The organism is Bradyrhizobium sp. 159, from assembly GCF_023073795.1.
In the GTDB taxonomy this organism is placed as follows: Bacteria; Pseudomonadota; Alphaproteobacteria; order Rhizobiales; family Xanthobacteraceae; genus Bradyrhizobium.
Genome location: NZ_JADPKE010000088.1, coordinates 52,797 through 71,465 on the forward strand (window position 1 = coordinate 52,797; position 18,669 = coordinate 71,465).

21 protein-coding genes are annotated in these 18,669 nt (G+C 63.8%); 11 read left to right on the top strand and 10 right to left on the bottom strand.

The window, feature by feature from the left end; genetic code table 11:
- Window positions 1-219: 219 nt before the first annotated feature.
- Window positions 220-1,368 carry a ribonuclease D gene (rnd, locus tag IVA96_RS25410; protein ID WP_247419957.1) on the top strand — a complete coding sequence of 383 codons (1,149 nt, stop codon included), beginning with the start codon at window positions 220-222 and terminating at the stop codon, window positions 1,366-1,368.
- A gap of 171 nt (window positions 1,369-1,539) precedes the next feature.
- Here rnd and IVA96_RS25415 read toward each other — a convergent pair whose 3' ends face one another.
- From IVA96_RS25415 to IVA96_RS25435, 5 genes are all read right to left on the bottom strand, one after another.
- The gene (locus IVA96_RS25415; RefSeq protein WP_247281580.1) at window positions 1,540-2,922 is read right to left on the bottom strand and encodes an aspartate aminotransferase family protein; all 1,383 of its coding nucleotides are present in this window, start codon (window positions 2,920-2,922) and stop codon (window positions 1,540-1,542) included.
- Window positions 2,923-3,087: 165 nt separating this feature from the next.
- Complete coding sequence (locus tag IVA96_RS25420; protein WP_247419960.1) at window positions 3,088-3,255, bottom strand: hypothetical protein; 168 nt, start codon at window positions 3,253-3,255, stop codon at window positions 3,088-3,090.
- 32 nt (window positions 3,256-3,287) lie between these two features.
- The gene (locus IVA96_RS25425; protein WP_247281581.1) at window positions 3,288-3,851 is read right to left on the bottom strand and encodes an isochorismatase family protein; all 564 of its coding nucleotides are present in this window, start codon (window positions 3,849-3,851) and stop codon (window positions 3,288-3,290) included.
- Window positions 3,852-3,876: 25 nt separating this feature from the next.
- The gene (locus IVA96_RS25430; RefSeq protein WP_247419964.1) at window positions 3,877-4,497 is read right to left on the bottom strand and encodes a GNAT family N-acetyltransferase; all 621 of its coding nucleotides are present in this window, start codon (window positions 4,495-4,497) and stop codon (window positions 3,877-3,879) included.
- Window positions 4,484-5,089, bottom strand: coding sequence for a hypothetical protein (locus IVA96_RS25435; protein WP_247281583.1), 606 nt, complete (start codon window positions 5,087-5,089; stop codon window positions 4,484-4,486). Before IVA96_RS25435 ends, IVA96_RS25430 begins: the two co-directional genes overlap by 14 nt.
- 77 nt (window positions 5,090-5,166) lie before the next feature.
- Between IVA96_RS25435 and IVA96_RS25440 the strand changes: the two genes are divergently transcribed.
- The gene (locus IVA96_RS25440) at window positions 5,167-6,207 is read left to right on the top strand and encodes a LysR family transcriptional regulator (RefSeq protein ID WP_247419967.1); all 1,041 of its coding nucleotides are present in this window, start codon (window positions 5,167-5,169) and stop codon (window positions 6,205-6,207) included.
- A gap of 8 nt (window positions 6,208-6,215) precedes the next feature.
- Here IVA96_RS25440 and IVA96_RS25445 read toward each other — a convergent pair whose 3' ends face one another.
- Entirely contained in the window at window positions 6,216-7,394 is a 1,179-nt protein-coding gene (locus IVA96_RS25445; protein WP_247419970.1) for an autotransporter outer membrane beta-barrel domain-containing protein, read from the bottom strand.
- Window positions 7,395-7,768: 374 nt separating this feature from the next.
- Here IVA96_RS25445 and IVA96_RS25450 point away from each other — a divergent pair, with 374 nt between their 5' ends.
- The 3 genes from IVA96_RS25450 (at window position 7,769) to IVA96_RS25460 (ending at window position 8,824) form a co-directional block, all read left to right on the top strand.
- A complete protein-coding gene (locus IVA96_RS25450; protein ID WP_008551638.1) occupies window positions 7,769-7,975 on the top strand; it encodes a cold-shock protein in 207 nt (68 codons plus the stop codon).
- A 166-nt stretch (window positions 7,976-8,141) separates the two neighbouring features.
- The gene (locus IVA96_RS25455) at window positions 8,142-8,411 is read left to right on the top strand and encodes a hypothetical protein (protein ID WP_247419973.1); all 270 of its coding nucleotides are present in this window, start codon (window positions 8,142-8,144) and stop codon (window positions 8,409-8,411) included.
- Window positions 8,408-8,824, top strand: coding sequence for a type II toxin-antitoxin system VapC family toxin (locus IVA96_RS25460; RefSeq protein ID WP_247419976.1), 417 nt, complete (start codon window positions 8,408-8,410; stop codon window positions 8,822-8,824). Before IVA96_RS25455 ends, IVA96_RS25460 begins: the two co-directional genes overlap by 4 nt.
- A gap of 459 nt (window positions 8,825-9,283) precedes the next feature.
- On the opposite strand, the gene purN is transcribed toward IVA96_RS25460, so the two are convergent.
- On the bottom strand, window positions 9,284-9,937 hold the full coding sequence (gene purN, locus IVA96_RS25465) for a phosphoribosylglycinamide formyltransferase (protein ID WP_247419979.1): 654 nt from the start codon (window positions 9,935-9,937) through the stop codon (window positions 9,284-9,286).
- Window positions 9,937-11,010: a phosphoribosylformylglycinamidine cyclo-ligase gene (gene purM / locus IVA96_RS25470; RefSeq protein ID WP_247419982.1), complete on the bottom strand. Its 1,074-nt coding sequence runs from the start codon at window positions 11,008-11,010 to the stop codon at window positions 9,937-9,939. Before purM ends, purN begins: the two co-directional genes overlap by 1 nt.
- Before the next feature lie 154 nt (window positions 11,011-11,164).
- On the opposite strand from purM, the gene IVA96_RS25475 reads away from it, so the two are divergent.
- From IVA96_RS25475 to ppx, 4 genes are all read left to right on the top strand, one after another.
- Complete coding sequence (locus IVA96_RS25475; protein ID WP_247419985.1) at window positions 11,165-11,707, top strand: CDP-alcohol phosphatidyltransferase family protein; 543 nt, start codon at window positions 11,165-11,167, stop codon at window positions 11,705-11,707.
- Between the two features lie 89 nt (window positions 11,708-11,796).
- Window positions 11,797-12,474, top strand: a complete 678-nt coding sequence (locus tag IVA96_RS25480; RefSeq protein ID WP_247419988.1) for a DnaA/Hda family protein — start codon at window positions 11,797-11,799, stop codon at window positions 12,472-12,474.
- Window positions 12,475-12,613: 139 nt separating this feature from the next.
- Window positions 12,614-14,806, top strand: coding sequence for an RNA degradosome polyphosphate kinase (locus tag IVA96_RS25485; RefSeq protein ID WP_247281685.1), 2,193 nt, complete (start codon window positions 12,614-12,616; stop codon window positions 14,804-14,806).
- 15 nt (window positions 14,807-14,821) lie between these two features.
- Window positions 14,822-16,324: an exopolyphosphatase gene (gene ppx / locus IVA96_RS25490; protein WP_247419991.1), complete on the top strand. Its 1,503-nt coding sequence runs from the start codon at window positions 14,822-14,824 to the stop codon at window positions 16,322-16,324.
- A gap of 3 nt (window positions 16,325-16,327) precedes the next feature.
- Here ppx and IVA96_RS25495 read toward each other — a convergent pair whose 3' ends face one another.
- Together IVA96_RS25495 and ndk are read right to left on the bottom strand one after the other, a co-directional pair.
- A complete protein-coding gene (locus IVA96_RS25495; protein ID WP_247419994.1) occupies window positions 16,328-17,188 on the bottom strand; it encodes a TerC family protein in 861 nt (286 codons plus the stop codon).
- A 44-nt stretch (window positions 17,189-17,232) separates the two neighbouring features.
- Window positions 17,233-17,655: a nucleoside-diphosphate kinase gene (gene ndk / locus IVA96_RS25500; protein ID WP_035715388.1), complete on the bottom strand. Its 423-nt coding sequence runs from the start codon at window positions 17,653-17,655 to the stop codon at window positions 17,233-17,235.
- Between the two features lie 313 nt (window positions 17,656-17,968).
- Here ndk and IVA96_RS25505 point away from each other — a divergent pair, with 313 nt between their 5' ends.
- Complete coding sequence (locus IVA96_RS25505) at window positions 17,969-18,226, top strand: sulfur globule protein precursor (protein ID WP_247419997.1); 258 nt, start codon at window positions 17,969-17,971, stop codon at window positions 18,224-18,226.
- A 232-nt stretch (window positions 18,227-18,458) separates the two neighbouring features.
- Window positions 18,459-18,632 carry a hypothetical protein gene (locus tag IVA96_RS25510; protein WP_247281593.1) on the top strand — a complete coding sequence of 58 codons (174 nt, stop codon included), beginning with the start codon at window positions 18,459-18,461 and terminating at the stop codon, window positions 18,630-18,632.
- Window positions 18,633-18,669: the final 37 nt, after the last annotated feature.

The window sequence follows — 18,669 nt, forward strand, 5'->3', positions numbered from 1 at the left end:
TGTTGGTATTCGAGTTCCTGGGACTGGCTCTGGTCGGCATGTGCGTGCTTGTGGTGGCACTGCCATGTGTCCGGAAATCCTCGCAACGGGTCCGCTACGAATAGGATTTTTGTCGGAAAAGGCGATTCCGGCCCAAATGCAAGGCTCGAATTCGCATCGAGCCCCTTGACATCACTGCACTTTCGGCAGAACGGCTGATGGTCTCGTCATGGGCCGTTCATGGATTTGATTACCACCACCGCTGACCTTGCGGCTGCCTGCAGCCGGCTGGCCAAGCACCCCGTCATCACCGTCGATACCGAGTTCCTGCGCGAAACCACCTATTACCCGCTGTTGTGCGTGGTGCAGATGGCGAGCGCCGAGGAAGCTGTCGTCATCGACGCCCTGGCCGAGGGCATCGACCTCAAGCCGTTCTTCGAGCTGATGGGCAACGAGGCCGTGCTGAAGGTCTTCCACGCCGCTCGCCAGGACATCGAGATCATCTGGCACCAGGCCGGCATCATTCCCCACCCGGTGTTCGACACCCAGGTCGCGGCCATGGTGCTCGGCTATGGCGACAGCATTGCCTACGACCAGCTTGTCGAGAAGGTCACCGGGCACCGCCCGGACAAGACCCACCGCTTCACCGACTGGTCACGCCGGCCGCTCTCCAAGGAGCAGATGCACTACGCGGTCTCCGACGTCACCCACTTGCGCGACGTGTTCGCGGCGCTCGATGCCGACCTGAAGAAGCGCCGCCGCAGCGAATGGGTCTCCATCGAGATGGAGGTTTTGACCTCGCCCAGAACCTACGACTTCCACCCCGAGCGCGCCTGGGAGCGGCTGAAGACCCGGGTGCGCAAGCCGAAGGACCTCGCCGTGCTGATGGAGGTGGCGGCCTGGCGCGAGCAGGAGGCGCAGAGCCGCGACGTGCCGCGCGGCCGCGTGCTGCGCGATGAAGCGGTCAGCGACATCGCAACGCATGCGCCGACTACGCTTGAGAAGCTCGCCCATCTGCGCTCGGTGCCGAAGGGGTTTGAGAAATCCAAATGGGGCGCGGACATCGTCGCCGCCGTCGAGCGCGGACTGGCGCGGGATTTCTCGGCGCTGCCGAAGCTGGAGAAGCCGCGCAACAATTCCAATGGAGCGGCCATCGTCGAATTGTTGAAGGTGCTGCTGCGCATGACCGCGGAGCGCCATGCCGTCGCCAGCAAGGTGATCGCCACCGTCGACGATCTCGAAGAGATCGCAGCCAGTGACGAGGCCGACGTGCCGGCTTTGCGTGGCTGGCGCCGCGAGCTGTTCGGCGATGCCGCGCTGAAACTGAAGCGGGGCGAGCTGGCGCTCGCAATCGAAAAAGGCCGCGTGATCGGGGTGCAGCGGGCGTAGGCCCGCGAAGGCCTGTGGCTGGCGCTCTGCCAGCCGCGTCGTCAGTGCGAGCCAACGGGTCCGCGCGAAGCGCGGCCCGATGACAGGCTCCGCGAAGCAATCCAGAATCTTTCGTTGGAGGCAGGCTAGATTGCTTCGTCGCTTCGCTCCTCGCAATAATGAGGAGAGATTTTACGCCGGTGTCAGCTTCGCAACTTCCCCCTTCATGTCCTCCAGCACACCCGAGATCGCCGCGATCAGTTCGTCGATCTGCGCCCTGGTGGCGATCAGCGGCGGGCAGATGGCGATGGCATCGAGCATGTTGCGGGAGATAACGCCGCGCTCCTGCAGCATGCGGCTGGCGATGCCGCCGACGGCGCCCGGCGTAGCGGCTGCGGTCTTGCGCCCCTTGTCGAGCACGAGCTCGAGGGCGGCAATCATGCCGACGCCGCGGACCTCGCCGACCAGCGGACCGCTGGCGAGCTCGCGCAGCTTGCCCTGCATGTAGCCGCCGAGTTCGGCAGCATGCGCGACCAGGCCGCGCTCCTCGATGATCTTCAAATTCTCAAGCGCAATCGCCGAGCCGACGGGATGACCGCCCGCGGTGAAGCCGTGGCCGAGCACGCCGATCTTGTTGCTCTCGTCGGCGATTGGCTCGAACATGCGGTCGTTCAGCAGGATCGCCGACAGCGGGAAATAGCTCGAAGTGATCTGCTTGGACACCACGATCGCATCCGGCTTGATGCCGTAGGTCTCGCAGCCGAACATCTTGCCGGTGCGGCCAAATCCGCAGATCACCTCGTCGGCGACCAGCAGGATGTCGTACTTCTTCAAGACCTTCTGGATCTTGTCCCAATAGGTCGCCGGCGGAACGATGACGCCGCCCGCACCCATCACCGGCTCGCCGAAGAAAGCCGCGATCGTATCCGGGCCCTCCTTCTGGATCAGCGCGTCCAGTTCCTCGGCCCGGCGCGTCGCGAACGCCTCCTCGCTCTCGCCGGGTGCGCCGTCCTTGTAGAAATGCGGCGAGCCCGTGTGCAGGATGTTCGGCAGCGGCAGGTCGAACGAGCGGTGATTGTTGGGCAGGCCCGTGAGGCTGGCCGAGGCGATAGTGACGCCGTGATAGGCGCGCAGGCGGCTGATCACCTTCTTGCGCTGCGGCTGGCCCAGCGCGTTGGAGCGGTAGGCAATCAGCTTCAGCACCGTGTCATTGGCTTCCGAGCCGGAATTGGTGAAGAACACCTTGCTCATCGGCACCGGCGCGAGCGCGACCAGCTTCTCGGCGAGGTCGATCGAGGGCCCGTGCGATTTGGCCGAGAAGGTGTGATAGAACGGCAGCGCCTGCATCTGCTTGTGCGCGGCGTCGACCAGACGCTTCTCATTGAAGCCCAGCCCGACGCTCCACAGGCCGGCCATCGCCTCGAAATAGCGCTTGCCCGCGGCATCGAACACGTAGGGACCCTCGCCGCGCTCGATCACGAGAGGACCGGCCTGCTGATGGGTGCGCGCGTTGGTGTAGGGATGGAGCTGGTAGGCCACATCCCGGGCCTCTTGCGAATTCGGCAGCATGGACATTTGCAGGGATCCCTAAAGTCGTGACACCGCCGGCACAGCCAGCGTCATCACTTGATGATCAAGTTACTTGGCTATTTCGATGAGACAAAGCTTGCAACGCCAATTCGTCGGCAGCAAGCGCTCAGCAGCGTTGCACAAAGCCGCATATCGGGATTGGACGGCTTTTTAGGCCGCGTCGTCGTCATCCCCGTCTTCAGCGGCGGCGGCCTCCCTCACCTCGACGAGCGCCATCGAGAGCAGATAGACCGTCGTGGGCAAGCCGACGCGGCGCGCCGTTTCGACGGCACGCGACAAATCGCTTGCCAGCTCCTTGAGGTGTTCTCCCCGGGACAATGTCTCAACCCCACCCCGTCGATCGCGGCCGCCTACACCGCAACGGCGCCGCTGGTTCTGATCAGTTCGGCGCTGGAATGGATCGTAGCAAAATTCCCGATGACATTCACTACTGCACGCTTGTAGGCGGCGGCATCGCCCGTGCCCGGCTGCCGGCAGGCCACGGCGTCAGTGATCACCTCGTAACGATGGCTGCGGTGAAACCCGTCCACGGCGGTGGCCAGGATGGTCTCGTCCAGGGAAAAGCCGGCCAACACGCAGCGCACATTGTGGATATTGGACATGTAGTCCACAAACCGCGACGAGCTGTAGGCCGAGGGCAGCGGATGCTCGAACGTCATTTCTCCCGGACGCGGCTTCGCCTCCGCGATCCAATCGGTCAGCCTGGATGCCGGATTGAACCAGGCCGCCTGCGCGATGCGCTTCAAATGCATCACCGGCCAGAGATTGCTGCGCCACAGCGTCAGCAGTTCCAGGCAGCGTGCGGTGGCGGCATCGCCGCCGAGGATGACGTGGCGGCGCCCAGGGGTCAGATATTCGACCTGCAGGTCCGCGCAGACCAGGATCGGAGGATCATCGTGGATGGAAACCGGCATTGTCTTGCGCGCAGTTGCACCTAGCTCAGTGATCGGCGGCCGCGAGGTGCCGCAGTGGCGAGGTCACCGCCCGCCCCGCCGAGGCGTCGAGCACGCCCGGCCGGTCCCAATCGCCTTCGGGCCGGATGATCACATAGGGATCGCTGTCCAGCGTGATGGCGTCCGGGCCGGGCTCGATCTCAAGCAGCATCTCGGTGTAGGAGAAATCGGAAAAAGTGATCTTGCGATTGTGGCCGAGCGGCTTGGCGCCGAAATGGGCCCAGAAATCCACCAGGCGGTCCTGCGCCTGGCCGTAAATCTTGCGGAAGCCCTTGCGCTTCACATAGTCGACACTCGCCTGCACCAGCTTGAACGAGACGCGCGAGCGCCGGTACTGGTGACGCACCGCAAGCCGCTCCACCTTGGCGAAGTCGCCGAAGAAGCGCACGCGCAGGCAGCCCGCGGGCTCGTTACCGACGAAGCCGATGAAATGCGCGGCGACCATGTCGTTGCCGTCGAACTCCTCCTCGAACGGACAATTCTGCTCGGCGAGATAGACCGCGGAACGGATCGCGGTGACCAGCATGAGATCGCTGGGATCGCGCGCAAGGCGAATGGTAACGGCGCGGGAGTCGGGCTTGGCGAGAGGAATTCTAGTACCGTGCATCTGCAAAACTCCTTGCTTGGATGATTGCACCCGGCATCGGCCGGCGATGCCAGGGGCGCTCGTAGCACCAGAGGTCGGGTTGGAAGCTCGGAACGGGCGCAAAGCCGGTCGCCCTCATGATATCGCGTCCGGCCACGGTTGACGGCTGCGCATAGCAATCGGCGCCGCGAAACCTTAGCTGTCGCAGATGAGCCGCGGCCTTGCCGAGACCGGCGATGCCGCGCCCCGTCGCCGCGATCGCCCAGATGTAGATGGCCGCAACGTCGTCCTTCGCTGAAGCGAGATGGCGCGTCTCCGGCGCAGTCAGGCAGATCTCGTCGAGCAGCAGCGCATCGTGCCCGCGATCATTGAGGAACAGGAAGGCCATGCCGCCGAGCAGAAGTCCCTTCCGGCTGAAAGTCAGGATGCTCTGAGGATCGAACGTGAGATATTTCGAAAGCTCCGCCGCCTCGATCCGCACACCCGGCACCAGCCGATGCGCCATCTCCGAAAGCGCCGCGATTTCGGAAGATTGCGCACAACGGACATCGACGTCCGGGCTCAGCGGCAGCGCATCGAAATCATGCCGTGCGTCAAACGAGCCCCTTTCCATACCGATATCGCCTCTCTATCGTTTGCCGCTTTCGTACCCCGCTATGAGGACGAGCTTAGCGGTTGGGGACCAACAGTATGCAGCAGTTATTGCACCGGGGTGCTGCGATGATGCAGCACCGTGAAGAAGCCCTGGGTGCGTCCTGGGACGATTTGAAGCTGTTTTTAGCGTGCGCAAAATATAAAAGTTTTCGCAATGCAGCCGAAGAGCTCGGGCTCACCTCCACCACCTTGATGCGCAGGATCGACCGGCTCGAAGAGAGCATCGGCTGCAAGCTGTTCCTGCGCGACCAGAGCGGGCTCACGCTCAGCGATGAAGGCACCGCGATGATCGCCGACGTCGCGCATATGGAGCGTCACGCCTTCAACGTCTTCCGTCGCGCCTCGCGTTCGTCGAACGACACTGCCGGCACCGTGCGCGTCGCGGTGACGGAGGGGCCCGGCAATTTCTGGATTTTGCCGCGGCTGATCGATTTCCAGAAGACTTATCGCAAGATCACCGTCGATCTGCGCTGTGCGATGGAGCAGGCCGACGTCGCTCGCTTGGAATCCGACATCGCGATCCAGCTCGAGCCACCCACCAATCCGGATCTGATCGTCGCCAAGCTGGGCCGGCTGCACATCTATCCGTTCGTCTCCAAGGAGTACGAGAGCCTTTACGGCGTCCCGGCAACGCTCGCCGAACTCAACAACCACCGCATCATCAAGCAGAGCGCGCCGCAAGTCGACGACGGCGCTTATGCCCGCGTGCTCGGGCTGACGTCGCTGGAGGGCATCGTCGGCATCAAGATCAATTCCTCGGTCGGTGCGCTCTATGCCGTCGAACGCGGCGCCGGCATCGGCTTCCTGCCGACGGTTTCGATCGCGCTTGGTGCGCCGCTCGTTGCCGTCGATCTCGGCGTCAGCCACCACGCCGATCTCTGGCTCACCTATCACAAGGAGTTCCGCACCTCCGAGCGGCACAAGATTGTGGTCGACTGGCTGAAGAAGATCTTCGATCCTAGGACCTATCCCTGCTTCCGCGACGAGTTCATCCATCCGAACGCGCTGGTGCCGATGATGACGGCCGCGCGCGAGGGATTTGGGCTGACGGGCTATGTCGCGGCAACACCCGCATAAACTTCAGCTCACCATTTGTATTCGAAGCCGACCGTGCCCTGGTGCGACGTGAGCTCGTTGCGGAGCTTGCCCTCGTAATTGACGTAGAGCCGCGCGACGCTGGTCAGGCTGAGCGAGGCCGAGGCGCCGGCATCCATGCCGTAGCGGCTCTCGCCGATGCCGGGGACGACGATGCTCTGGGTGCCCAGGCTGACCTGGATCGATCCGAGGTCCTGGTGGAAATTGTCGACGAACTTGCCGTAGGCGGACAGGTCTAGGATCTTCTGGTCGATGACGAAATAGCGGCCGATCTCGGCCCCGATCATGATGCGCGCACGCGACAGCGCTGTTGCGCCGACGTTGAGCGGATCAAGGCCGCCGACCTCCTGGAACGCCGCGCTGGTACCGCGCACATATTCGACCGCGCCCTTCGGCACGATGCGCATCTGGTCCTTGGTCCAGTAATAGCTGATCTCGGTCAGCGCGCCGTCGACCGCGGCGCTGTAGCCCGCCCGCGCAAGCCCAAGGCCGGTATCACGGCTGGAACGGACCTTGCCAAAGCCGTGCACCACCGCAAAGGCCCAGGTCCATGGCCCCTTGTCGACGGAGCCATTGAAGCCGATTTGGGTGAGGTCGAGTGTCGCGGACTGGAGCGCCAAGGGCACGTCGACGTCGGTGTGGCTCTGGTCGACCGAAAAGCCGATACTGACACCCGGCGCGAGACGTGCGCCGATGCCGGCGACGCCGCCAAAGGTCTTGCGCTTGTCGCCGACGAAGTCTCCTTGCGCATCGGTGCGGACCGAGATGCCGTAGCCCTCGAACCAGGTGCGGTAGCGCGGATCTTCGGTGCTCGCCGATGCGCCGCCACCGCCGGGATTGGTCCGCAACGCCCGGTTAAAGCCGCTCGATGCCTGGTTGCCGAGGCGCTCCAGGAAACCTGAGCCGAGATTGAGCGTGCTGTTGCCGGCCGACTGGTCATAATTGGCCGAGGTCGGCATCGGGACCGGGGTCGGCGACGGCGTGGGTGTCGGGGTCGGGGTCGGCGTCGGCGTGGGACTTTGCGCGAGGACGGCCGTAGCCGCCGACATCGTCACGATGAGCTCAAACGCCATAAGGGTGAAGGTCGTGGCGATCGCTGCCGCGACCCGGCGGACGCGGTTCAGCCCGATCGTCTGCCGTGTCCCTGGTGGCTGCGCAGTGCAGCGCATGACGACAAAACCCGAAGCAAATGGCGGCGCGCAAAAATGCAACATGAGCGGCACACCCATGAGCTGATTTGCGCCGAACTGTTACGGAGGGTCAACCACGGGACGCCTCCAGATAAGGGGGATTGCTCCTGATTGTGGTTCCCCGGCCACAGGTCGAAATTGGGCCCGGGCACATCCGGGGCGATCTTGAAATTCGTGCTCTGCTTGCTAACGCACGGTTTTCATGTTGCAATATTGGCCACAACGGAATTGGCCGCTGGCTGTGCGTTTCGCGACATTGACTCAAGACTCGACAGACTTTCGGAAGGCCGTTTGTGGCGTGGCACGCGAAAAAGCGGCCGCGTCTTTTTTCTATCTAGTGGAGGAGACTAGCGATGCCACAAAAGGGCACCGTCAAATGGTTCAACCCAACCAAGGGCTATGGGTTCATCAAGCCGAACGGCGGCGACAAGGACGTGTTCGTCCACATCTCCGCCGTCGAGCGCGCCGGACTCTCGACCCTCAACGAGAACCAGGTGGTTGAATACGACCTCGTGGAGAACCGCGGCAAATCATCCGCGGAGAACCTCAAGGTCTCCTGATGCCTCTCACGACACGCGAGAGATCATGACGTTGCCCCCGGCTCTGCCGGGGGATTTTGTTTGGCACTCTGCCCATTCCCTTGGACACTCCAGCATGTCCGGTTATATTACCGGAAAATTCTAAGGGTGAGCCGTGGCAACCAGATCCCAGCGCAAGGCAACTCGGATGCATCGGCGCCGCGCTGCGGCGCGGGGGCTGGTACGGGTCGAAGTCCAAGCCGCCAAGAAGGATGCGGGCCTCATCCGCGCATTGGCCGAAACCCTGCGCGACAGACCGGAGCGAGCCGCGGCACTTCGATCAACACTTGCTAGCGCCCTCCAAAGTCCGGACGTCAAGACAGCCTTCGACGTCTTCGGCTCCGAGCTTGCTGACGAAGTCTTCGACGGCGTGTTTGATCAGCCGCGACGCGATGGCTGGCGCAAGGTTGATTTATGAGATACCTCCTCGACACCAATGTCATTTCCGAAATACGCAAGCGCGAGCGAGCGCACCCCAACGTCGTTCGTTGGGTTAGTCAGACCCCGGCGGAGGATATCGGAACCAGTGTCTTGGTTCTCGCCGAAATTCGCCGGGGTATCGAGCTGAAAAGGCGGAATGATCCTCTCCAGGCGAAATCTCTCGACAGATGGTTTTCGCAAATGAGGACTCGACTTGCTGATCGGGTTCTTGCCATTGACGAGACAATCGCCGAGACTTGGGCTCTCCTTGGAATTCCGAACCCGCTGCCGCTCATTGATAGTCTGCTCGCCGCCACGGCCAAGGTCCACGGCCTGACACTGGTGACGCGCAACACTGCTGATATTGAGTCCACCGGCGTAGCTCTGCTCGATCCGTTTGCAGCGTGCTGATGGAGAGGTCGATGATCCAACGATCAGAGTATTTCTCTGTCGCTAACGACACCAAATGGCGAGAACTGCGAATAGCGATGCTCGATCTGGATCAAGCCGATCAGCCCGATTTTCGCTGCAAGGACCTGGAAAACGGCGTCCTGGGCGCTCGGGACGGCGAATGGTATTACCACCGGCTGCAAGGCGGCTGGGAATGGAATGGGTTGACCTGTTCCTACAGACGACACGGCAGCGCGAACTGTCCGCGCAATCCTGACACGTATCCGATTTGCAGGAGAGGAGACGGCCGAAGGTTTCCGCATTTTCGGATATGTGCGCAACGGCGAGCCGGCAAGCTATATCGAATAGCTGCGCAGCCCTAAAGCGCGACGAGATCAGGATGAATCGGCATCGCGCTTTAGGTTGTTGTTTGAGCATGATCTTTTCGGAAAACCGCTTCGCACGCTTCCGGATCATGCTTTAGCCTACCACCGGCGCAATCAGAAAATTCTCCGACGCCGCGCTGCCCACCGTCCTGCACACATCACCCTCGATCCGGACCTTGCCGGTCGCGAGCAGCCGCAGCGCCTCGGGATAAATGCGGTGCTCGACTTCGAGGATGCGCTCGGACAGCGTATCCACCGTGTCGTGATCGCTGACGGGGACGGCGCCCTGCATCACGATCGGGCCTGCGTCGGTCTCTGGAATGACAAAGTGCACCGTCGCACCGGATAGCTTGACGCCGGCACGCAGGGCCTGGCCGTGCGGATCGAGACCGGGGAAGGACGGCAGCAGCGACGGATGGATGTTGAGCATCCGCCCGTACCAGGCCTTGGTGAAATCCGCCGTGAACAGGCGCATGAAGCCGCCCAGGCAAATCAGCTCGATGCCGTGCCGGTCGAGCGCGGCTTGCAATACTTTCTCGAAGCCGGCGCGATCCTTGCCGAACGGCTTGCTCTCGATCACCTCGGTCGTGATGCCGCTTGCCCTGGCCCGTTCCAGCCCCGGCGCACCGGTCTTGTTCGAGATCACCAGCGAAATCTCCGCCGGAAAATCCGCCGAGCTTGCTGCCTTGATCAGCGCGGTCATGTTGGAGCCGCGGCCGGAGATCAGGATGGCGACGCGGCGCTTCATCACAGCGCCAGGTCGAGATGGCCGTTATAGACGACGCGGTGCTCGCCCTCGGCGGGAATCACGGTGCCGAGCTGCGCCACGGTCTCGCCGGCATCGTTGAAGACCTCAACCACCTGCTCGACCTTGTCAGGCTCGACGATCGCAATCATGCCGATACCGCAATTGAAGGTGCGCAGCATTTCGAGCTCGGCGATGCCAGCCTGCGCGGCCAGCCATTTGAACACCGGCAGCACCGGCAGGCGTGCGAGGTCAATGCCGACGCCGAGGTTCTTCGGCAGCACGCGCGGAATGTTGTCGGTGAAACCACCGCCGGTGATGTGGGCCAGCCCCTTCACCGCGCCGGTCTCGCGGATCGCACGCAGGCAGGATTTGACGTAGAGCCGCGTCGGCGTCAGCAGCGCGCCGCCGAGCGTCATGACCGGCGCGAACGGCGCCTGCGCCTGAAAGCCGAGACCGGATTGTTCCACGATCTTGCGCACCAGCGAGAAGCCGTTGGAATGCACGCCCGACGACGCGAGCCCGATCACGGCGTCGCCCGCCGCGATGTCCGGGCGCGGCAGCAGCGTACCGCGTTCGGCGGCGCCCACTGCAAATCCGCCGAGGTCGTAATCGCCGTCTTTGTAGAGGCCGGGCATCTCGGCCGTTTCGCCGCCGATTAAGGCGCAGCCGGATTCGCGGCAGCCCTCCGCAACACCCGCGACGATCGCGGCGGTGGCCTCCGGATCGAGCTTGCCGCAGGCGAAATAGTCCAGGAAGAACAGCGGCTCGGCGCCCTGGACCACGAGGTCGTTGACGCTCATCGCGACAAGATCGATCCCGATGCCGCCATGCAGGCCGGTCTCGATCGCGATTTTGACCTTGGTGCCGACGCCATCGGTGGCGGCGACCAGGACGGGGTCCTTGAAACCGGCCGCCTTGAGGTCGAACAGGCCGCCGAAACCGCCGATCTCGGCGTCGGCGCCGGGCCGCGCGGTGGCGCGCACCATCGGCTTAATCAGGTCGACGAGGCGGTTGCCCGCGTCGATATCGACGCCTGAATCGGCGTAAGTGAGGCCGTTTTTGCGGTCGGTCATGCCCGATTTCCAGTGGGTTTGCGGCTGGTTACGTCGAATTCCGGGGACACGCAATGGCAAGCGTGGCGCCCCGCCTTATAGTATGTAGATATCAACCGGTTCAGCCTCCCAAGGGGCCGGATCCGAGGTCAGGCCGGGTGCCGGGAAGCGCCGCGTGAGTATTCCGAATATCATTACCCTGGGCCGCATCATGCTGGTCCCGATCATCGTCTGGGCCATCGTGTCGAGCCAAATGGAGGTGGCGTTCGCGGTCTTCTTGATCGCCGGTATCAGCGACGCCGTGGACGGCTTCCTGGCCAAGCGGTTCAACATGGCGAGTGAGCTCGGCGCCCTGCTCGATCCGCTCGCGGACAAGGCGCTGCTGGTCTCGATCTACATGGCGCTGGGCATCTGGGGGGCGATTCCGCGCTGGATCGTCATCCTGGTGGTCTCGCGCGACATCATGATCGTCGCCGCCGTGATCGTATCCTGGCTGTTCGACCGGCCGGTCGAGATGAAGCCGTCAAAGGTGTCCAAGCTCAATACTGTGGCACAAGTGGCATTCGCGGCGCTGGTGCTGGCGGCGCTTGCCTTCGGCTTCAAGCCGGCACCCTATGATATGATCCTGATGGGCCTCGTCACGGTGTTCACGCTCTCCTCGGTGTCGCTCTATCTCGTCGAGTGGCTGCGGCACATGAGCACGATCGAGGCCAAATGAGTGGATGTGGCCCCGCAAAAGGCCAACTCCCGCTCGAAAGTCGAATCTTTTCAAACGAGGCCGGGACGCCGGCATGGAGCAAGGCAAGCGTGGCAGGCCGCGTTCATCCCCGACAATTGGCGTTTTCGCTTCCGCATGCGGAAAGCCTCAGCCGGGACAATTTCCTCGAGGGCCCCGCCAACGCGGCCGGTCTCGGCCTGATCGACGCCTGGCCGGAATGGCCGAACCGGATCATGTGGCTGACCGGCCCCGAAGGCAGCGGCAAGAGCCATCTCGCCGCGATCTGGGCCGAGGTATCAGGCGCCCGCTCGACCACGGCCAATGCGCTGGCCGCCGCCGCGGTCCCGGGCGCGCTCGCGACCGGAGCGCTGGTCGTCGAAGATCTCAAGGCGAAAGAGTTTGACGAGCGCGCCCTCTTCCACCTGATGAACCTCGCCCGCGAGGATGGCGCCTACGTCCTCTTCACCGGGCGCGAGCTACCCGCATCGCTCGAGATCGAGCTTCGCGACCTACGCTCGCGTCTGCGCGCCGTGCCGGTGGTCGCGTTGCGGTCGCCGGACGACCAGCTTTTCCGCGGCCTGATCGTCAAATTCTGCGCTGACCGCCAGCTCACGGTGGATGAGAGCATCGTCAGCTACCTCGCTACCCGGCTGGAGCGATCCTCGGCCGCCGCCCGGCAGGCGGTAGAATTGCTCGACAGCGAGGCCCTGCGGCTTGGCCGCCCCGTCACCCGGGCGCTGGCGGCCGAGCTGCTTCGGGACGTCTGACCAGTTCGCTGGCACCAGCCGCTTGACGCGGCGGAGCGGCGGAACATCAATGTCATCGAAACGTCATCGCTCTAACACATGCTCCCACCGATTTTGCGCGTAAGTCGCAATTGGGGTGAACTGGATGGATCGACTTCTCATGGACTCTGCGCAAGCTGTTGAAATCAAAGAAAAAGCCCCGGAAACGGAGAGCCTGCCGGCGATCGCTTCGAGCCCCGAACGGTTCATCAACCGCGAGCTGTCCTGGCTGCATTTCAACCGCCGTGTCCTGGAAGAATCGGTCAATCCCAGCCATCCCATGCTGGAGCGGGTGCGATTCCTGTCGATCTCGGCAAACAATCTCGACGAGTTCTTCATGGTCCGCGTCGCCGGCATCAAGGCCCAGGTGCGCGAGGGCATTGCCGAGCGCAGCCCGGACGGCCTGACCCCGTCGGAGCAGCTTGCCTTGATCAATCGTACCGTCTCCCAACTTGCCTCCGACCAGCAGGCGATCTGGCGCGACCTGCGCGGCACGCTCGCCGAGGTCGGCATCGTCCTGGTCGACGGCAAGGACGTCACCAAGCCGGAACGGACCTGGATCGAGGACTACTTCCTCAATAACGTGTTCCCGCTGCTGACTCCCCTCGCAATCGATCCGGCCCACCCCTTCCCGTTCATTCCTAGCCTCGGCTTCACCATCGCGCTCCAGCTCACGCGCGCTGCCGACGGCAAGCAGATGAACGCCCTGATCCGCATGCCCGGCAAGATCGACCGCTTCATCCGCCTGCCGGCCGAAGGCAAGGCCGTCCGGCTGATTTCGCTGGAGCAGGCAACCGCCCTGTTCATCAACCGTCTCTTCCCCGGCTATAATCTGCATGGCCAGGGCGCTTTCCGCATCATCCGCGACTCCGAGCTCGAAATCGAGGAAGAGGCCGAAGACCTCGTTCGCCTGTTCGAGACCGCGCTGAAGCGGCGCCGCCGCGGGTCGGTGATCCGGCTCGAGATCGACGCCAAGATGCCGGAGCAGCTGCGCAGCTTCGTGCAGCATGCGCTGTCGACGGCTGACGACGAGGTGTTTCTCGTCGACGGCGTGCTCGCCATGAACGAGCTTTCGCAGCTCACTCGTCTCGACCGTCCCGACCTCGAATTCACCCCTTACGTGCCTCGCCATCCCGAGCGCGTGCGCGAGCATGCCGGCGACGTCTTCGCTGCGATCCGGCAGAAGGATCTCATCGTCCATCACCCCTACGAATCCTTCGACGTGGTGGTGCAGTTTCTGCAGCAGGCCGCGCGCGACCCAGATGTAGTCGCGATCAAGCAGACGCTCTACCGCACCTCCAACAACTCGCCGATCGTGCGTGCGCTCGCCGAAGCCGCCGAGGCCGGCAAGTCGGTCACGGCGCTGATCGAGCTGAAGGCGCGCTTCGACGAAGAGGCCAACATCCGCTGGGCGCGCGACCTCGAGCGCGCCGGCGTGCAGGTCGTCTACGGCTTTCTCGAACTGAAGACGCACGCAAAGCTCTCGATGGTGGTGCGCCGCGAGGGCGGCAGCCTCACAACTTACGTGCATACCGGCACCGGCAATTATCACTCGGTGACCGCGCGCATCTACACCGACCTCTCCTACTTCACGTCGGACCCGACCATCGGCCGCGACGCGGCTCGCGTATTCAATTTCATCACCGGCTATGCCGCGCCGAGCGATCTGGAGAAGATGGCGGTGTCGCCATTGACCTTGCGCAAGCGCATCATCGAGCACATCCAGGGCGAGACCGCGCATGCACGGCACGGCCGGCACGGCGCGGTCTGGATGAAGATGAACGCGCTGGTCGACCCCGACATCATCGACGCGCTCTATGAGGCCTCGCAGGCCGGCGTCCAGGTCGAGCTCGTGGTGCGCGGCATCTGCTGTCTCAGGCCCGGGATCCCCGGTCTGTCGGAGAACATCCGTGTCAAGTCGATCATCGGACGTTTCCTGGAACACGGCCGAATCTACTGCTTCGGCATGGGCCAAGGCCTGCCGAGCGCAAAAGCGGCTGTGTATATCTCCTCGGCCGATATGATGCCGCGCAACCTCGACCGCCGCGTCGAGGTGCTGTGTCCGCTGCAAAATCCCACGGTGCATCAGCAGGTTCTCGAACAGATCATGGTCGCGAACCTGAAGGACAATGAGCAGAGCTGGCAATTGTTGCCGGACGGGTCCTCAACGCGTATGAAAGCCGCGAAGGGCGAGGAGCCTTTCAACGTCCACAACTACTTCATGACGAATCCGAGTCTGTCTGGCCGTGGAAAGTCGCTCAAGGAATCCTCGCCGCGCCGTCTCACGCGGCGTAATGAACGTCATCAATCCTGATCCCGGATTCTCAACGTGAAGCAGCCGCGCAAGCGCGGCTCGAGCGTCGCGGTCATCGACATAGGTTCGAACTCGGTCCGCCTCGTCGTCTACGAGGCGCTGGCGCGCAGCCTCATTCCGATCTTCAACGAGAAGACGCTGTGCGGCCTCGGGCGCGAAGTGCAGAGCACGGGCCTGCTCGCGCCCGACGCCGTCGACAAGGCGCTGACCTCGCTGAAGCGGTTCCGCGCCCTGTGCCGCGTGATGCAGGTCGGACGCGTGTTCGCGATTGCGACTGCCGCCTGCCGCGACGCCTCCAACGGTCCCGACTTCATCGCGAAGGCCGAGCGCATCTGCGCCGTGAAGATCGAGATCCTGTCGGGGCCGCGCGAAGCGCGGCTGTCGGCGCTCGGCGTGATCTCCGGCATCCATCATCCCGACGGCATCGTCGGCGATCTCGGCGGCGGCTCGCTCGAGCTGATCGACGTGCGCAGGAATAGCGTGCGCAGCGGCGTGACGCTGCCGCTCGGTGGCCTCGCGCTCCAGGACCTCGCACACAAATCGCTCAAGCGCGCCGACCGCATCGTGCGCGAGGCGCTCGACGAGGTGCCGCAGCTCGCCGCGGGTCGCGGCCGCACTTTCTACGCGGTCGGCGGCACCTGGCGTGCGCTCGCGCGTATTCACATCATCCAGAGCGGCTATCCGCTCCAGGTGATGCACGGCTATTCGATTTCGGCGGCCGAGGCGCTCGACTTCTCGCGGCGTCTGCGCCGGCTTGCGGCCGCCGACATGCTGGCCGATATCGAGATCGTTGCTGATGCACGCCGCCCCCTCCTCACCTACGCCGCCCTGGTGCTCGAGCACATCATCCGCGTGGCGAAGCCGAAAACCATCGTGTTCTCGACCTTCGGCGTGCGCGAGGGTTTGTTGCACGAGAAGCTCTCGGACTCCGAACGCAACAAGGACGGGCTGATCTGCGCCGCAGAGGAGCTCAACCAGCTGCTGTCGCGCTCGGCGAAGCATGCCCGCGAGCTGATCGCCTGGACCGACCGCCTTGCGCGCGTCGTGAAGCTGCGCGAGACCGAAGAGGACCGCCGCCTGCGCCACACCGCGTGCCTGCTCTCCGACATCGGCTGGCGCGTGCACCCCGATCATCGCGGCGAGCAGACGCTGAGCCTCGTCGTCAATGGTAATTTCGGCGCGATCACCCACACCGAGCGCGCCTTCGTCGGCTTGTCGGTTTTCTATCGCTATGCGGGCCTGAGCGAGGAAAACCAGCCGCCGCTCACCATGCAGAGCCTGCTGACGCCGGCGCAGCTCGAGCGCGCCCGCCTCCTGGGAGCAGCGTTCCGCGTCGCGCACCTGATTTCGGCGGCGCGGCCGGGCGTGCTACCCGCCACGCATTTCCGCAGCCAGAGCCGCAAGCTGATGCTGGTGTTCGAACACCGCCTCGGCGATCTCGTCGCCGACCGCGTCGGCAGCCGCTTCCGCCAGCTCGCCCGCCTGATTGGCCGCGCCGGCTCGATCGTCCGTCGCTGAAAACTATTCGACCGAGGCCTTGGCGTGGCGCTCCGAGGATTCGAGCGCGGCCGCGCCCAGGCTACGCCGACGCCAGATGGTGCCGACGACCAGCACGACGACGACGCCGAGAAGCGCGCAAAGATATTCGCCGCCTCCGCCGCCATGGGTGAATTGCGGCGGGATGCGAAGTGCGCCGAGCATGCTGTCCAGCGAGGCGCCGAGCGGGCCGTCGAACAGCGTGTGCAGCTTCGGCGCGACGCCGGGATCGGTCGCGATCACTTCTCCCGAGATCCAGCCGAGCAGCGCAGCACCAGCCCAAACCAGGACCGGCAGCTTTGCGAGCAGCGCCATGATCAGCGCGGCACCTGCGACGATCAGCGGCACGCTGATGGCGAGGCCGAGGATCAGCAGCGGCACGCTGCCGTTGGCTGCGGCAGCGACCGCAATGACGTTGTCCAGGCTCATGACGATGTCGGCGACCACGACGATCTGAATGGCCTGCAACAGATGCGAGGCCGACTCGACGTCATCCTCGTCCTCGTTTTCCGGCACCAAGAGCTTTGCCGCGATTACGATCAGCGCAAGGCCGCCGACGAGCTTGAGATACGGCAGCTCCATCAGCGTCGCGACGATGCCGGTGAAGATGATCCGCAGCATCACCGCCGCGCCGGCACCGAAGATCATGCCCCACAGCCGATGCCGCGGGCTGAGGCCGCGGCAAGCGAGCGCGATCACCAGCGCGTTGTCGCCGGAAAGCAGGATATTGATCCAGATGATCTTGCCAACCGCGATCCAGAAGGTCGGCGCAGCCATTTCGTTGCGGAACTGGGTGAAGAATGCCCCGATCGTAGCGGGATCGAAGATCTGCCAGAGCCAGTCCACAATGAGTCCTTTCGCCCGTCGTACCTAACCTATCGGCTGATAGATCAGCCGACGATCTCGTTGCCAGAGAAGAACTGCGCGATCTCGATCGCGGCCGTCTCCGGCGCATCCGAGCCGTGCACCGAATTCTCGCCAATCGACTTGGCGTAGAGCTTGCGGACGGTGCCCTCGGCAGCCTTGGCCGGATCGGTCGCGCCCATCACCTCGCGGTATTTGGCGATCGCGCCCTCGCCTTCCAGCACCTGCACCACGACCGGGCCCGAGGTCATGAAGTCGACGAGCTCACCGAAAAACGGGCGCGCCTTGTGCACGGCATAGAAGGTCTCGGCCTGCTCCTTGGTCATGCGGATACGCTTCTGTGCGACGATGCGCAGGCCCGCCTTTTCGATCACGGCGTTGACCGCGCCGGTCAGGTTACGCTCGGTCGCGTCGGGCTTGATGATCGAGAAAGTGCGTTCGATGGCCATAAATCTTGTCCTCGGGGAGAATGCGGGGGTTCGCAGTTGCGGGGCTTATATCGGCGCCATTGCCGGACGGCAAGCGACCGCCGAAACAGCCGCATAGGCGCTTCGCCGCAGGCCTCGCAGCCCGCGATTCAACATGGATTACACCGATTTCACTCAGATGAACCGAATCTGAAACCCGCATCAGGGTTCGGTTCAGCTTCGCGGGCGTAAGGTCGGGGCTATCGAAACCGAAGCCTGACCATGAGGCAGAGCGTTTCGGCGGCCTTTCCATCGGCGCGATAGCCCCGCGCCGGCAGTTGTTGAGGAGATCACCATGTTGAGGAAACTTTCGCTTGCCGCCGTTGCCGCGGTCGCGCTCGGTGCCGCGCTGGCGCCGACCTCCGCTTCCGCCCACTGGCATGGCGGCTGGCACGGTGGAGGCTGGCACGGCGGCGGCTGGCACCGCGGCTGGGGCGGACCGCGTTTCTATGTCGGCGGTCCCGTCTCCTACGGTTATGGCGGCTGCTACGTGCGCCGGCTGGTCCCGACCCCCTGGGGACCCCGCTGGCGGCTGATCAACCGCTGCTACTGAGCCCGACAGCACCTTCCGCAAGCACCTTCCTGAACAAAGGGGTTACCTATGCCCCCAAGGTAACCCTTCAGGAGAGGCCCCGGCGTCCGCGCCGGGGCCTTTTATTTGGGCGGACATGGCTGGCATAATACAATTTTTACGAGAATCCCGGGGATTCCCCGCAAGCAGCGAAACCATTTTGGGCGCAATGACTTGGTACCGTGTCCTTACTCTGAGAACACGGAACCGCGCGATGGCTGGCCTTTTTGCCAATGACAGCGAACAGATCGACCGGCGCACCAGCCGCTCGATTCGCGATGCCGTGGGCGAACGGCTTCAGCAGAGTCTGCGCCCCGATCCCCGCCTCCCGACGCACCTCGAGAAGTTGCTCAACGAATTGAGGCAGCGCGAGCGCGAATCGCACTGATGGGAGCATGATCGGGAAAGGTGTGAAGCGGTTTTCC